The sequence below is a fragment of the Nostoc sp. genome, from assembly GCF_036918015.1.
Lineage (GTDB): Bacteria > Cyanobacteriota > Cyanobacteriia > Cyanobacteriales > Nostocaceae > Nostoc.
The window spans coordinates 226,690-242,176 of record NZ_JBALEO010000098.1 but is presented as its reverse complement, the minus strand read 5'-3'; the positions used below and the strand labels follow the sequence as shown (position 1 = coordinate 242,176).

11 protein-coding genes are annotated in these 15,487 nt (G+C 44.2%); 5 read left to right on the top strand and 6 right to left on the bottom strand.

Annotated elements, in window-relative coordinates; translation table 11 throughout:
* Window positions 1-153: 153 nt before the first annotated feature.
* From V7K61_RS31710 to atpD, 3 genes are all read right to left on the bottom strand, one after another.
* The gene (locus V7K61_RS31710; RefSeq protein WP_335059800.1) at window positions 154-2,259 is read right to left on the bottom strand and encodes an SPFH domain-containing protein; all 2,106 of its coding nucleotides are present in this window, start codon (window positions 2,257-2,259) and stop codon (window positions 154-156) included.
* A gap of 312 nt (window positions 2,260-2,571) precedes the next feature.
* Window positions 2,572-2,985, bottom strand: coding sequence for an ATP synthase F1 subunit epsilon (gene atpC / locus V7K61_RS31705; RefSeq protein WP_179068253.1), 414 nt, complete (start codon window positions 2,983-2,985; stop codon window positions 2,572-2,574).
* A 109-nt stretch (window positions 2,986-3,094) separates the two neighbouring features.
* Window positions 3,095-4,543 carry a F0F1 ATP synthase subunit beta gene (atpD, locus tag V7K61_RS31700; RefSeq protein ID WP_335059798.1) on the bottom strand — a complete coding sequence of 483 codons (1,449 nt, stop codon included), beginning with the start codon at window positions 4,541-4,543 and terminating at the stop codon, window positions 3,095-3,097.
* 449 nt (window positions 4,544-4,992) lie between these two features.
* Here atpD and V7K61_RS31695 point away from each other — a divergent pair, with 449 nt between their 5' ends.
* Window positions 4,993-5,817: a SirB1 family protein gene (locus V7K61_RS31695; protein WP_335059796.1), complete on the top strand. Its 825-nt coding sequence runs from the start codon at window positions 4,993-4,995 to the stop codon at window positions 5,815-5,817.
* A gap of 158 nt (window positions 5,818-5,975) precedes the next feature.
* On the opposite strand, the gene V7K61_RS31690 is transcribed toward V7K61_RS31695, so the two are convergent.
* Window positions 5,976-6,416, bottom strand: coding sequence for an SRPBCC family protein (locus tag V7K61_RS31690; RefSeq protein ID WP_335059794.1), 441 nt, complete (start codon window positions 6,414-6,416; stop codon window positions 5,976-5,978).
* Window positions 6,417-6,696: 280 nt separating this feature from the next.
* Between V7K61_RS31690 and V7K61_RS31685 the strand changes: the two genes are divergently transcribed.
* The 4 genes from V7K61_RS31685 to V7K61_RS31670 all read left to right on the top strand — a co-directional run bounded on the left by V7K61_RS31685 (window position 6,697) and on the right by V7K61_RS31670 (window position 10,830).
* The gene (locus V7K61_RS31685) at window positions 6,697-8,349 is read left to right on the top strand and encodes a mechanosensitive ion channel (RefSeq protein ID WP_335059792.1); all 1,653 of its coding nucleotides are present in this window, start codon (window positions 6,697-6,699) and stop codon (window positions 8,347-8,349) included.
* A gap of 311 nt (window positions 8,350-8,660) precedes the next feature.
* Window positions 8,661-8,906: a hypothetical protein gene (locus V7K61_RS31680; RefSeq protein ID WP_335059790.1), complete on the top strand. Its 246-nt coding sequence runs from the start codon at window positions 8,661-8,663 to the stop codon at window positions 8,904-8,906.
* 47 nt (window positions 8,907-8,953) lie between these two features.
* Window positions 8,954-9,541 (top strand): hypothetical protein, encoded by a 588-nt coding sequence (locus V7K61_RS31675; RefSeq protein ID WP_335059788.1) that lies wholly within the window; start codon window positions 8,954-8,956, stop codon window positions 9,539-9,541.
* 257 nt (window positions 9,542-9,798) lie between these two features.
* Window positions 9,799-10,830 carry an HNH endonuclease gene (locus tag V7K61_RS31670; RefSeq protein WP_335059786.1) on the top strand — a complete coding sequence of 344 codons (1,032 nt, stop codon included), beginning with the start codon at window positions 9,799-9,801 and terminating at the stop codon, window positions 10,828-10,830.
* A gap of 342 nt (window positions 10,831-11,172) precedes the next feature.
* On the opposite strand, the gene V7K61_RS31665 is transcribed toward V7K61_RS31670, so the two are convergent.
* Entirely contained in the window at window positions 11,173-12,474 is a 1,302-nt protein-coding gene (locus tag V7K61_RS31665) for a hybrid sensor histidine kinase/response regulator (protein WP_335059784.1), read from the bottom strand.
* The gene (locus V7K61_RS31660; protein ID WP_335059782.1) at window positions 12,471-15,347 is read right to left on the bottom strand and encodes a CHASE2 domain-containing protein; all 2,877 of its coding nucleotides are present in this window, start codon (window positions 15,345-15,347) and stop codon (window positions 12,471-12,473) included. The genes V7K61_RS31665 and V7K61_RS31660 overlap by 4 nt, the downstream gene beginning before the upstream one ends.
* Window positions 15,348-15,487: the final 140 nt, after the last annotated feature.

The window sequence follows — 15,487 nt, the reverse complement described above, 5'->3', positions numbered from 1 at the left end:
TTCCCCCCTTTCTTTTCTAAGGGGGGATTAAGGGGGGTAATTCAACTTGTGTGTACACCGTAGCCAATTTGGGTGAGGGCAAAACTCATGCAGCCAAGAGTTTTAGCTTAAACACCAATCATGGCTGTGCGCGCCTACCAAATGTTCTTGATGTTACTTATCTTCGGGAAAATTCACAACTATAGCTGGATAACCGTTTTCTGGGGTTGGTTGTGCTTTAGTAACTACTGGTTGTGGATGCAAAGGTGTTGGTGTCAATTCACCCTTACCAGTTTGATTCCATAAAATCATGGATAGTAGCCCGTCCACTAAGCCGTTATTGCTGCCATTACTGCCAACTAAGACATCTGGAATCAAGCGGACATTGCGATCGCCTATAATCTGCATTAGTTGCATTGCTGTATAACCTTGTGGCCCCAGAGCTTCCACACCAGCGCGGTAGGTTTCAGCTTTGGCGTTACCTGTAGCTCGGATACCTTCAGCCTCAGCAATTGCTCGGAGTTTTGTACCTTCAGCTTCACCGTTCGCCTGCTTAATTTGAGCTTGGGCTTTGAGGTCAGCTATATGCACACTCTGCTCCGATTTCACCATTTCTTGCTGAATATTAGCTAGCGCTGTTTCCCGGACAAGCTGCTGCCGTTGGGTTTGCGCCATCTGCTGAACTTCATAAGTCTTGCGTTCTTCTTCGGCAATTTTCCGGTCTGTCTGTGTCTGCATTAACGATGCTGGTGGCTGAATATCACCAATCAGGGTGTCGATCGCTTGCACGTCATAAGCCCGCAATGCTGTTTTAATATACTCAGCAGCCTCAGTTTGTCGCTCACTCCGAGCGGTGAGAAAGTCTAGTACAGTACAGTTTTGGGCTGAGTTGCGGAAATAATTACCGATAGTCGGTTCTAATACATGGTCTACCAGATTTTGCATTGCCCCAACGCGAGAAATTACCTTCGGCGCATCTAAAGCACCGACATGGATAATTTGCGCTACTTCCAAATCAAAGGCAAAACCATCACGCGATCGCACTGTTAAAGAAGCCAGTTTAGCATCATAGCTATGGCGTTCAGTCCGACCTGACCAGTTTAAAACGATGTTGGTCGTTGGCACTAGTTCGATCTTCATAATTCGGGAGTTAATCGGGTGCTTACCAGGATATAGCGGTTCGACCCACACACCCTTATGTCCCTGATTGACTAAGTTACCGTGGGTGAAAGCTGCACCGCTGACATCTTGATGTGCTTTACCCACGAAAGAAATTACCACACCCACATATCCAATGGGAATTTCCGTCATCGGTACTTGCTCAACCTGGACAAACCAAGGATTCAAGTTCCAAGAACCAGAAAGTAAAGTTTGCTCTTGTAAACCTCGCCGCCCACCGCCATTTATAAATTTCTGACCATTTTGGAAGTTGTTGTGTTCTTCAATGATGGGGCCTGCGAGTTCACCTGCGGAAATTGGTACGCCATCTAAAGTAGTAACAATGCCAACTTTGTCAGATGCCAGACTATACACTCGCAACTGTTCTGGAGTCATGCCATGAGCGCTGGCATTTGATGCCATGATGACTTTAAATAGGGCGGTGTTGATCCGGTACGTACCAGCCGTAAGAAAACCCATTTGCCGCCCTTTTTCGCCACCTTGGGTGAGGAATTTCCGAGCATCTTGGAAGTTGTCACAATCTACAATTTTACCCAAAATCCGCTCTGGTGGGTTGGATGCTCCATCTGCTGCCACAATCAAAGCGATTTCCCCTTGGGGAACGACAATTACCGATTCTTTTTTTACAGAATATTGCCAAGGCCAATAGCCCCAGTGCCAACCAGGGGCTAAAGTATCTGCCTGCAAGCCAGCTTCGCCGTTAAGGGCAATCAAGCTGCCGGCGGGGAGTCCACGCCCGGAAAGGGTAAATTTCCTCACGACAATGCCGACTTCACGTTCGCCAATTACCACCAGTCCGCCAAAGAACAGGGGGACGAATATGACTAAACCGCCGATAAGTACGATGGGAACCAGTACAACAGGATCGATTCCAGCAGCTTGATATTGAGTCCTGCTCACTTGTAATTGGGCAATATTAGGTTTAGTCTGATTTAGCTGGACTGATGCCGGAGTGATTTCTTGTGCAGTAGTTATTTTGACAGAAGTAGCATTGGCAGAATGAATACTACCAGAGAGTGCTAACGTTGCTACGACCGATGCTGCAAAACGAGCTACCTTATTTTGTTTACGAGTACCAAGCAAAGATGAAAGGCTTTTCATAATTTGTGCCCAAAAGGGCAACTAATTAGTTAATTTAACACTCCACCAAAGCTTGGCTCAATTTCTTAAACTTGGTGTAATTTTTTTTAAAATTAATAAATAAGGAGTCAGAATTCAGAATTCAGAATTCAGGATTCAGACTCCTCTATCCATAAAGGGATGGAGTTTTGGCATTCGTACAGAATTCATACTGTTAGCGGTAGCGGGGCGTTTAGCCCATTCTGACTCCTGACTCCTGAGTTATTCTTAATAAATATTTTATTTTGTAGGTTGGACATTGCCCAACCTACAAATTTGAAATAGAAATTGAATTTAGACCGAACCGCCAGCAGCTTGAAACCGAGCGCGGGCCCGTTTGAAGGCTTGGTTCGCTTGAATTTGGGCTTGGCGATCGTCTGCGGAAACTTGAGTCAGCCGCGCTTCTGCTTGGTTGTAAGCAGTACGGGCTTCATCAAGGTTAATTTTGTCGCCACGTTCCGCACCGTTAACCAGAATTGTCACTTCATTTTCTTCGACTTCGGCAAAGCCACCTAAAAGAGCGATCGCTTCCCAATTCTGATTTTTAGCGCCACGAACTCGCATGACACCAGTATCGAGAGCGGTCAAAAGTGGGGCGTGTCCAGTTAAGATACCTAGTTGACCAGTCGTGCTAGGCAAAACCACTTCTTCAGCTGGAGCATCCCAGACTGTTTTATCTGGGGAAATTACACGAACGGTTAATGTCATTTGTCTTTTGTCCTTTGTCTTTTGTCTTTTACCACTTGTCTTTTGGCATTAGCCATTAGCCATTGAACTAATGACTAATGACCAATGACCAATGACTAATGACTAATGACTAACCTTTGATTTTTTCAGCTTTGGCGATCGCTTCGTTAATATCGCCAACCAAGTAGAAAGCCTGTTCTGGCAAAGCATCCAATTCACCAGACAGAATCTTTTGGAATCCTTTGATGGTGTCTTCCAACTTCACGTACTTACCAGGTGAACCGGTGAATACTTCTGCCACAAAGAACGGCTGAGACAAGAAACGCTCAACTTTCCGGGCCCGCGCGACGATGAGACGGTCTTCTTCAGACAATTCATCTAGACCGAGAATGGCGATAATGTCTTGGAGTTCTTTATAACGTTGCAGAGTTGATTGCACCGCCCGCGCAGTATTGTAGTGTTCCTCACCGACAATATTGGGCTGAAGCATGGTGGAAGTCGAACCCAGGGGGTCAACTGCGGGATAAATTCCCTTAGCTGCCAAACCACGAGATAGCACTGTTGTACCGTCCAAGTGGGCGAAGGTGGTAGCAGGTGCGGGGTCGGTGAGGTCATCCGCTGGTACGTACACTGCTTGAATGGAGGTAATGGAACCCTCGGTAGTCGAGGTAATCCGCTCTTGCAGTTCACCTACGTCGGTTCCCAATGTGGGCTGATATCCCACCGCTGAGGGCATCCGACCTAGTAGCGCCGATACTTCCGAACCTGCTTGGACAAACCGGAAGATGTTGTCAATAAACAACAGCACATCTTGCTTGTTCACATCGCGGAAGTATTCTGCTACTGTCAATCCCGAAAGACCAACCCGCATTCTGGCTCCGGGTGGCTCGTTCATTTGACCGTAAACTAGAGCAATTTTTGATTCGTTGAGGTTCTCGTTATTGATTACCCCAGATTCAATCATTTCGTTGTAGAGGTCATTACCTTCACGGGTGCGTTCACCCACGCCAGCAAAAACGGATACTCCACCGTGCTGAGTAGCGATGTTGTTGATCAACTCCATCATGATCACGGTTTTACCAACACCAGCACCGCCGAACAGACCAATCTTACCGCCGCGTCGATAGGGAGTCAGAAGGTCAACAACTTTAATCCCAGTCTCAAACACCGAAGGTTTGGTTTCCAGGTCGGTGAATTTGGGAGCAGAGCGGTGGATGGGTAGAGTGGCCTCAGCATTTACTGGGCCTCTGTTGTCCACAGGTTCGCCAAGGACGTTGAAAATCCGGCCCAAAGTGGCTTTACCAACTGGTACGCTGATGGGAGCGCCTGTATCGGTGACTTCAAAACCGCGGACTAAGCCTTCGGTAGAACTCATCGCCACAGTCCGCACCTGGTTGTCGCCCAGAAGTTGCTGTACTTCAATGGTGATGTTGATTTCCTGTCCAGCTTCGTTGGTGCCTTTGATTTTCAAGGCGTTGTAGATTTGTGGCAATTTCCCGCCGGGAAATTTAACGTCTACAACTGGGCCAATGATTTGGGTAATGTAACCAATGTTTGTTTTTTCTGCGGTTGTTACCATGCTGCGCCTAATGAGTGAAGCTAGATTTCAGATAAGGTCGTAGAAGACATAAAATTAAACAATGTCACCTTTCAGATTAGCACTGAACGCCCCTACTCTACGCCATAAATTGATCCTTAAGACTAGGGTTTGGGGATCAAGATCAGGCTAACCTAAAATCAGTAGTTAGAGTCTTTTTTTATTTGGAAGTTCCTTAGCTGAGGATTGCTGTTGTTATTTGCTCTTTTAGAGGATGTTTTAAAAGTCATGATTGATGTATCAAATATTTCTTTACCCCACCCTAACCCTCCCCTTTATAAGGGGAGGGAACCGGATTTTCTTTTTTCCCACCTTTATAAGGGGGAGGGAACTGGATTTTCTTGTTTCCCACCTTTATAAGGGGGGATTAAGGGGGGTAATAATTTGGTTTAAGTCACAGCTAACTACACACTTTCACCGAACAACAGCTTATGAATTTCTCGTCAGCACGACAATATTTTTACCAGGAGATTCAGCAGTCTGACGAGCATATTGACTTAGCAAAGGCAGCTTTGTATATTGCACAAGAAGAATATCCCAATCTAGACCCAGAAGAATATCTCAATGCCCTTGAGACAATGGCGTGGGAGCTTCAAGAACGCCTGCCTGATTCACGATATCCTTTGCGAATAGTTCAAAGTATTAATCAGTATCTCTACGAAGATTTAAAATTTTCTGGTAATAAAATTGACTATTACGACCCGCGCAACAGCTTTTTCAATGATGTAATCGATCGCCGATTGGGGATTCCCATTACCTTAGCGCTGGTTTACCTGGAGGTTGCGCGACGGATTGATTTTCCGATGGTGGGTGTGGGGATGCCAGGACATTTCTTGATTCGCCCAGATATTCCCGATATAGAAATTTTTGTGGATGCTTTCAATGGCGGTGAAATAATATTTGCCCAAGATTGCGAGGAACGCCTATCTCAACTTTATCAGCAACCTGTGACGCTACAACCAGAATTTTTAGCCGTAGTTAGTAATCGGCAATTTTTGTTACGGATGCTGACAAATTTAAAATTTATTTACCTTAAACAGCAAGAATTAGAAAAAACGCTGGCCGCGGTTGAACGAATTTTGTTGCTGTTTCCTGGTTTAACTTTAGAATTGCGCGATCGCGGCTTGATTTACTATCAACTCGGTTACTACCCCCAAGCCATAGACGACTTACAAAATTATTTAACAAAAATTCCCGATGCCGAAGATGCCTCTGTGATTCGGCGGCTACTTACCGAATTGGGTAAAGGTGGGTAGGGAGTGAGGGATGAGGGAGCAGGGGAGGCAGGGGAGGCAGGGGAAGCATGGGGAGAAATAAACAAAACAATGCCCAATTACGAATTACGTTAGCGTAGCGGTAGCGAGTCCGCGATAGCGAAGCGTTAGCGAGTTTGCGAGCGTCGCGTCATTACGAATTACGAATTTTCTGCAACTCGTTTGAGGCGGCTCAGCTGGGCTTGCATATCTTGTTTTGTCCAAGATGCAGCAAAGGTGTTGAAGCCCCAACTCACTAAGGGGTTAGGGATATCGTACTCAAAGCGGTTGAGTAGCAGCGTTCCCTTTTCTGTGGGTTGACATTCCCAGCGATCGCGCCCTTGAAAAAATCCCTGAAATTCCCAGACTACCAAACCCGGTTGTCGTTCTACAACTACGCTATTCAAGGTGGGTTTTATTAGAGGAATTTGAATAATAAAACGACTTTTACTGCCGACATCAGTACTCCAAGCTTCGCCCACAGGTTCACAACGGAGGACGGGGTTGAGCCAACGGTGCATGAGAGTTAAATCGCTAAGACAGCGCTCCACCACCGTAGCTGTAGCATTAATTTGAATCGATTGTTCCAAAACTTGGGACATTCCACATCTTTGGTGCTGTTGCTGCAATTAGAGTAACGCAAAATTTTGAGGAGTGGGGAGTAGGAGTTTGGAGTTTGGAGTTAGGAGTTTGGAGTTAGGAGTTTGGAGTTTGGAGTTTGGAGTTATTCTCCCCCATACCCAATGCCCAATGCCCCATGCCCAATGCCCAATGCCCAATGCCCAATGAATTGATATATATGTATGTGTTTACTGGTAAATTGATAGGCAAAACACTGACTCAGTGTTTGCGGCGAATACTTAAGCATAATTCCCGAAAACCATGAACACAACTTGGCAAGGAATAACCCAGGTGATAGGAGTTGGGTTGTCTACGAGGGTGGAGCAATTTTTGGCACAATCGCCCAGTCTGCAACCGATACAACCGGCAGTGAATCAAGGAATCGCTAATGTCCAAGGTATTGTTCAACAGTTGATTCTGTTTACGCCTCGTTTACTAGGGGCGGTGGCAATTTTGTTTGTAGGTTTGCTAATTGCCTTCGGCGTAGCGGCACTGACACAAGGAATTCTCAAGCGCACAAACATAGATAATCGCATTGCCGCTGGCGTAACGGGTCGTCAAGATGTTCCCCAAGTGGAGAAATTAATCTCCGGCTTAGTCTTTTGGAGCATTATCTTGTTGACGGCGGTAGCTGTTTTACAGGCATTAGATTTAGAGGTAGCCTCTCGACCCCTGAATAGTTTTCTCGATCAACTTATTGGCTTTTTGCCAAAGTTGGTTGGTGCAGGAATCCTTTTGACAACTGCCTGGTTTTTAGCGACCATTGTGAAGATTATCACTGTGCGCTCATTACAGGCATTTAATCTCGATGAGCGTTTGAATCCAGAACCAGAAGACAGCGCACCCAGCCTCAATCAGCTATCTCTGAGTGAGACGATTGGCAATGCTCTGTATTGGTTTATATTTTTACTGTTTCTCGCCCCAGTTTTAGATACTCTCGGACTCAGGCAGGCTTTACAACCAGTACAAGCTCTAATTACACAAGTTCTGCTAATTCTGCCGAACATTTTAGCGGCGATCTTAATTGCTGTAGTTGGCTGGTTCATCGCTAATGTAGTACGGCGAATTGTGACGAACTTGCTGGCGACAACTGGTCTTGACCATTTAGGTAGTCGCTTGGGATTATCTTCAGCTGCGGGGGTGCAACCTCTATCGAATATTATCGGCACAATTGTCTATGTTTTGATTTTGATTCCTGTGGCGATCGCAGCGCTTAATGCCTTGCGAATTGATGCAATATCTGTACCTGCGATCGCTATGCTGCAACAGGTTCTCAACGCCCTCCCAGCCATCTTTACAGCCATAGCAATTTTGATTGTTGCCTATTTAGTGGGGCGGTTTGTCGCAGATTTGATTACAAGTATCCTCACCAATTTAGGCTTTAATAACATTTTCACTATTTTGGGTCTGACTACACCCAGCAGACGAATCGTCATTTCCACAGAATCAACAATCCCGCCGACTCCAACCCGCACCCCATCGGAAATTGTCGGCATTGTTGCCTTAGTGGGTATCATCCTGTTTGCCACGGTGGCGGCGGTAAATATCTTGAATATTCCAGCCCTGACAGTATTAGTATCTGGGATTGTGATTATATTTGGGCGGATTTTGGCAGGATTGGTGATTTTTGCCATTGGCTTATTCTTGGCAAATCTGGCTTTTAATATCATTACCAGTTCCGGGGAACGCCAAGCCCAGATTTTGGGACAAGTGGCGCGAATTGCAATTATTGCCTTAGTCTCTGCAATGGCACTGCAACAGATTGGAGTTGCCAGTGATATTGTAAATTTAGCCTTTGGACTTTTACTAGGTGCGATCGCTGTTGCTATTGCCTTAGCTTTTGGTCTTGGGGGGCGCGATATTGCACGAGAGCAAGTTCAAGAATGGCTAAACTCTTTCAAAGGTAGAAACTAAAAATTGATGAAGGCGCAATTTCATCTGTAAATCTGTAAAAGTGCAGCCGTAAGCATCAATAGTGCAAAAAATCTATCGGCAATTTTGCTTAAGAGGTTGAAAGTTAAAGCTTAGAAACTCGGAGTTTGAGTAGAGAACTTGTAATGTCAAATTCTGAAGCTCAAGTTCCGAGTTTGGAAGCTCAATTTAATCGTATTTTCCGAGTCACCTTTTTTAGCGGCGTAAGTGAGAAATTCCTTAGTTAGTCTTAATGAAAGCTGGGGATAAAGGAAGGACGCATAGGCGCAGCCCGTCTTAGACATCGCAACAAGGTGGGGCGTAGTCCATCGCAGCGACAATCAATTTTCCCAAAATTACCGAAAGCCTTGCTGATGTGGGTTATTGAAATGATGAGTGCCGTGTTGTTGGGAAATATTGAGTCAAGATTTGATTTGGCAGCTTTTGTGTTAGAAAAACCACTTTTATGGGAAAACTTAAAACAAGACCCTGTGTTGAAGATATTGGCTGTAATTCGTCAGCCAAACGCTAAAAATGACAACAGTGTGTGCATGAGTTGAGAGAATAACTTGACATTCTAAATAAAAATTATTAACCAGTAACACTTATGGATTTACTTATCAAAATTCTTAAACCTTTTTGGATAATTAATTGTTTCGGGATATTTGTTTTATCGGCTTGTACACCTGCATCATCCCAAGAAAAAGTTTTAACATCCAAAGAAGGAAATTTTAGTATTGTAATGCCAGGGACTATTTTAGAAGAAAATAGTACTCCAATAAAAGGTATTAATAGCCGGAATTGGACAACTATTAAGAGTGAATCTATATATTCAGTGACCCATTCAACTCTTCCCAAAGAAACAGCCCCGCAGAGAATTCCAAAAGTTTTACAGCTTCTAATTAAAACTGCTAATCAAACAAATTTTATTCAGGGTAAACAAGTATCTCAGTCTTCCGTTAATCAAAGTGGATATAACTGTCAAGACTTTACTTTAATGGGCAAACCCAGTACTGCCTTGCAAGAAGAAATTAAGAAAAAAGGATTAAATATAAATAATAAATTATTATATCAGAGAAGTCTGCTTTGTATGAAGAAGAATTATGCTGTTGAGGCTGTAATTATAACTCCATCATCTGAAGAACTAAAAACAAATGGGGCATCTTTTATTAAATCGCTAAACCTCAAACCATGAGACTATTTTTTAGTAATTGGTATGACCATTACTGTTAGTATATTTGTAACTTTCTGGCTTAGACTGCATAGCGTCATCTGCTGTACATAGTCGGACAGTAAAGTTTTTGAAGGTAACATATAGAAACAATATAAAATGATTACTATATCTTTAAAACTTTTGTAAGTAAATTCGTCATTAATGCTGAGGTGCTTCTTAGTTTGAAAAAGACAAACTGAAGCAAACACTCCACAGCAAAAATGAAAGGTTACTAAAACATGGATTTTATCAACCAAGCACAGAAGTTGGCAGATACAGTTAGAGATAAAGCTCAAGAAACAGCCAACAATGTAGTAAACGGGATGAATGAAGTAGTTGATGGAATCCAGAACGCTACTAGCGAGATGACTACTTCAAGTGTCCATGCAGTTAATGATTTACAAAGTTTATCAACCATAGCAGCACAGTCAGGTTTTCAAACCGTTCAAAATGTTAGTAAAACATTTCAACAAACTGCTGTTGGAGTTGCCGCATCTAGCATGGTTATGGCTGATGCTTTGCAAAATTTACCAAAGACAGCTGCCGAATTAGCCCAAGAGATGCCCAAGATTGCCAATAGGCTGAGATATCGTGCTGGTGTTCGGGTGGGAGACTTACCTCGCTCTGATGCGGATGTCATGAAGCTTTTTGAGAAAATTCCTGGCACATCAAAGCTTGGAGGTAAAGAATATACAATTCGTCAATTTCTTAGAGATAAGCATGGTAGCCACATCAATCCACGTTCCCAAGGTGGATCGAATGCTGCTGATAATATCCTTTGGGAAGTAGGTGTTGATAATCTCCGTCGAGGAGCCAAAGTCATGACCGTTGGCGAACAGTTTTATATTCGGGTTTATAATGCAGTAGATTCTATTGTCAGCAATTCTGGAACGATCGCGAAACTTGGGATTACTGCAACGGGAACAGCTATTCTCACTCAGGTTGTAGTCACGGCGATTTCCTACTCTTTGGATCTTTATCGAGGTGACATTACTGTTGAAGAGTATAAAAATCTAATTTTTGAAGCAGCAAAGGCAGCAGGTATTGCGACACCAATTGTTTTTTTGGTCTTGGTGGCTGTGTTAGCTTTATTTCCAGAATTTACAGTTATTTTGTCAGCACCAGTCGTTGTTGCAGGCTTCAATGCTTTATTTGGTATTAGTATTGCTACACCCATCATTCAATCGCTAGTTCGCCATATCGAAGCTGGAGGTTTTGGGATAGAAACTGCTGATGCTTACAAAACTGCGTTTGATGGTTCTGCGCGCTGAAATAAGTTATTCCAAATTGAAATTGCATAATTAGCGTGGGTGTCTCACCCGCCCGTATCCAAATCCCGGATTTCTCACGCATAGTGTAGGCAGAGGGGAAGAGGAGTGTGGGGAGTGTGGGGAGTGTGGGGAGTGTGGGGGGTAAGACTTCTTCCCCATCCTCCCACACCTCCCACACCTCCCACGATTATTTGGTAATACGGTTCAGTTAAGGGCTACTGGCAAAAATTTTGGTTTTTTTAGACGCGATAAATGCCGTCTCTACAAGTGTTTTGGGCTTATATGAACTGTATTAGGTTATGTTGAGTTGCGGAATTTCTGATGAAAATTATGTATATTCAGTTACATTGGCAGAGTAATCATAAATTTTGTCCCCTCACCAGGTATTGACAAGCATTTGACTTGTCCGTTGTGTTTGTCAACAATAATTTGGTGGCTGATCGCTAATCCCAGTCCGGTTCCCTTACCCACAGCCTTGGTTGTGAAAGATTGCTCAAAAATTCGAGATTGCACCTCAGTAAGCATACCGGGGCCGTTATCTTGGATGCAAATTGTGACGGTTTGTTGTTGGGGATTAACCGATGTGGTAATAGTGATGATGTTCGGGTAAGCAGCAATATCTCGATCGCAATTGTTTTGATCGAGTTCATCAAATGCATCAATGGCATTGGCGATGATATTCATGAACACTTGGTTCAGTTGTCCGGGATAGCAACTGATTGGAGGTAACTCACCGTATTGTGTGACAACCTGGATTTTAGTGCGATCGCCATTACCTTTGAGTCGATGTTTCAACAGCATTAAGGTGCTATCGATTCCTTCGTGAATCTGAAACTCCACCTGAGATGAAATATCTGCGCGAGTAAAAGTTCTCAAAGAGAGACTGATATCTTTAAGACGGGTAATTCCCTGGTGCATTGATGCCATTAGTTTTGGCAAATCCTCCGTCAGATACTCCAAGTCAATTTCTTCAACAAGCTCTTGAATTTCCGAGTCTGGCTGCGTTAGCTTCTGCTGTTGCAGGCTCACTAGGCGAAGTAGATTATTTACATGTTCCTCAATATAAGATAAATTTCCGCCAACGAAACCAACCGGATTATTAATCTCATGACCAATACCTGCAACCAACTGCCCTAATGTGGACATTTTCTCACTCTGGATCATTTGTAGTTGGGTTTGCTGTAACTGTTGTAGAGATTGAGTTAATTCTGCGGTGCGTTCTTGCACGCGTTCTTCTAATGTGCGGGTGAGATGGGAAATTTTCAGGTGTAACTTTAAACGGGCAATCACTTCTTCGTGTTGGAAGGGTTTGGTAATGTAGTCAACTGCACCTATTTCCAATCCGGCCACCTTGTCTGTAGAATCGGATAGGGCAGTCATGAAAATTACTGGAATATTGTGAGTGATAGGATTGGTTTTCAGTCTGCGACAAGTTTCAAATCCATCAATACCTGCCATCATCACATCCAAGAGAATCAGATCGGGATGAGCATATTCTGTTTGTTCGATCGCTGACTCTCCATCTGTTGCCATGAGGGGTTTCCAGCCACACCTCTGAATCGCTTCAGATAGCACCTTAAGATTGTTTGGATTGTCATCCACTAACAAAATATGTATGGGTTTCGAGATAGGAACAGCGATCATGGATGTAACTCCGTTGTGACAAATGATTTGAGTAACTTACGGATTTTTCCGGTTTGGAAATTGGCAGTGAGTTTGCTTAACTCTGCCGCGAAGGGAGCTAGTTGAGTGTTTTCCTCAATTAGTTCTCTTAACATTCCCTCAATCGCCGAGATATCTCCCATCATTGCCAAATGATAGAGTTGTTGCAAAACATCTTGGGATGGTAGAATCCATTCACTACCAGCGATCTGCTCACCTTTGGGAGGCGAAGACTCGGCATACATCCATTCCACTCCTAAGAGCGATCGCAGTCTATTGAGTAGTTCGTCAATCTGAAGAGGTTTGGGTAGAAATGCTGTTGCTCCTGCCTCTAAACTCCGCTGACGATTTTCCTCAAAAACGCTGGCACTAGAGACAATAATCGGAATAGAAGAGGTTTGCGGATTCGTTTGCAGGTGAACCATTAGCTCAAAACCATCCATATTCGGCATGGCTAAATCGAGTAGAATTACATCTGGATTGTGTTCAATTGCCATCTGTAGCCCATGTTTGCCATCAGTCGCTTCCAGGGTTCGACAGCCAATTTCTTGCAGCAGACTGGTTAACATAGAACAATGGTTGCGATCGTCATCGACAATCAGAATTTGAGGCGCACTACCCTGAATCCCGGTAATTTTCTGAGGAGTTGGGGTGTAATCTGTCTTAGACATCGCTCCTCCATGCCAGTCATGTAGGCGTAGCCCGTCGTAGACATCGAGTGGTACAGATACTGTCAAATCCAGCCAAAACAGACTTCCTTCACCCAGGTGGCTCTGCACCTGAATTTGGCTCCCCATCAATACCGCAATTCTTTGGCTAATCGCCAATCCCAAGCCAGTACCTTCAGATCGTTGTCCTGCTTCACCCACTTGCTCAAACGGCAAAAAGATTTTCTCAAGTTGGTCTGGTGACATCCCAATACCCGTATCTTCAATTTGAAAACGAATCTTTAGATGTGTCATTTGTCCATTGTCATTTGTGATCCCCTGCGTTGGATGGGTTTCCCGGCTTGTAACAAGTGGCATTATTTGCTTAGACTCTTGACTAATGATTTCCACTTTGAACGTTACACTACCGCTATCTGTAAATTTGATTGCGTTGCCCAGCAAGTTAATTAACACTTGCCGCAGCCGCTTTTCATCAACTTCAACGGCAAGTGGTAGGCGATCGCTAATTAAGATATTAAATCTAATCCCTTTCTGTTCAGCCCGGATACCACAAATCTCAGTTACACCATGTAAGAAACTGGGCAGATGCACACTAGTGACAACCAAATCCAATTTCCTTGCTTCTATCTTCGAGAGATCGAGAATGTCATTGATCAGCATCAAAAGATGTGAGCCGCATTGGTAGATAATGCTGACTCCTTCTAGGTTTTTAGCTGTCATGTTTGGCGATCCTTCTAGTACCTGGGCAAAACCAAGGATGCCATTGAGAGGTGTACGTAGTTCGTGGCTCATGTTGGCGAGAAACTCACTTTTGGCCTGATTAGCAGCATCGGCAGCTTGCTTTGCCTCTACTAATTCATGAGTGCGTTCTTCGACTTTCGTCTCTAGGGTTTTGGAATAATCCAATAGTTGAATGTTGGCAATTTCTAGTTGGCGATTTGTTTCTTCTAACTTCCGCTGTTTATAGGCATTAGTTGTTGCAATCACACTACCGATAAATGCGGCTAAGGTGGGTGTTACCGGAATTAAAACACCATACAAAAACATCCCATAGCCACCCCATATACAGGCTCCACTGATGCCTACAGTTGCCCAAAGAATTTTGCCGCCGGGAATCCGCAGCCTGTTACTGGATAATAACCAACTGCCCGTAGAACCAATGACAGACCACAAAACAATCCAGAGTGATAAAGAAATCCCAGAAACACCGTTTAGACTACCATTTCCTGTTTTTGCTCCTCGTACTAGTTGAAGAGCAATATTGGCATGAACAACCACACCTGGAGTCGGTTTTTGAGCAGAGATCCAGGAAGAAAAGGGTGTACTGAAGAAATCATTGGTACTGGAGGCGATTGACCCAATAAATACCATGCGATCGCGCATCAAATCTGCTGGAATTTTCCCTGCTAACACATCGCGCATCGCAACTGTCCGAAATGCGGCTTCTGAACCATGCCAATTGAGCAGAATTTGATAGCCTCCTAAATCGGCATCGGTATAACCTGCTTCTTGATTTTGCAGTGGCAGGTAAATTTCTTTGCCCAACTGAAACTTTTGTTTTTGGGGGTCAATGCTTTCTAAGCTAATTTTTTCAGCTTCGAGATACTTTAAGGCTACAAGGGTTGCCAGTCCAGCTTTAATAGTGTTTTTCTCTTTGGCATCTTCAGCTGTCAAGAGGGCACGACGTACAAAGCGATCGCCATCCAAGACTAAATCTGCTAATCCTACCCGATCCTGTTTTTTCAATTCCGGTGGAGGATTGACGCGTTCGCCAGTAATTTTCTCAACTCCGATTAAATTGGGAGTGTTGCGAAAGACTTGAACAAGTTGCTCGTGTCCGCTTCCTTCCGGTAAATCTCGATAGAGATCCAAGCCAATGGCTCTCGGCTGCTGCGCCCGGATTTTTTCTAGTAATCGTGCCAGTGCCCAGTCTGGAACTGGCCATTTACGCACTGATTGGATATCGCGCTCATCGATTGTAACAATCACAATCTCATCTGCGTAGGCGTAGCCCGCCATAGGCATCGCCTCTGAAGATCGCTGACGAACCCATTCGTCGCGAATTTTCCATTCCGGTAAATTGAAAAGTCCCAACGATTGCCCAACCATAACCGTCAAGGCAACGCTGGGAGTAATAATTAAAACGCTGCGAGTATGTTGGATAAAAGCCTGGAGTCTGCGCCACATATTTGTGCCATACAATGGGGGTTGGGATTGGGGAAGGTGGTGCCCCCTCTGGGTATAAGGGATAATTGGGGACTGGGTGGAAGTAAAAAGAGGGGAACAAAGAGAATAAAGAGAATAATTACTCTTAACCCAATGCCCAA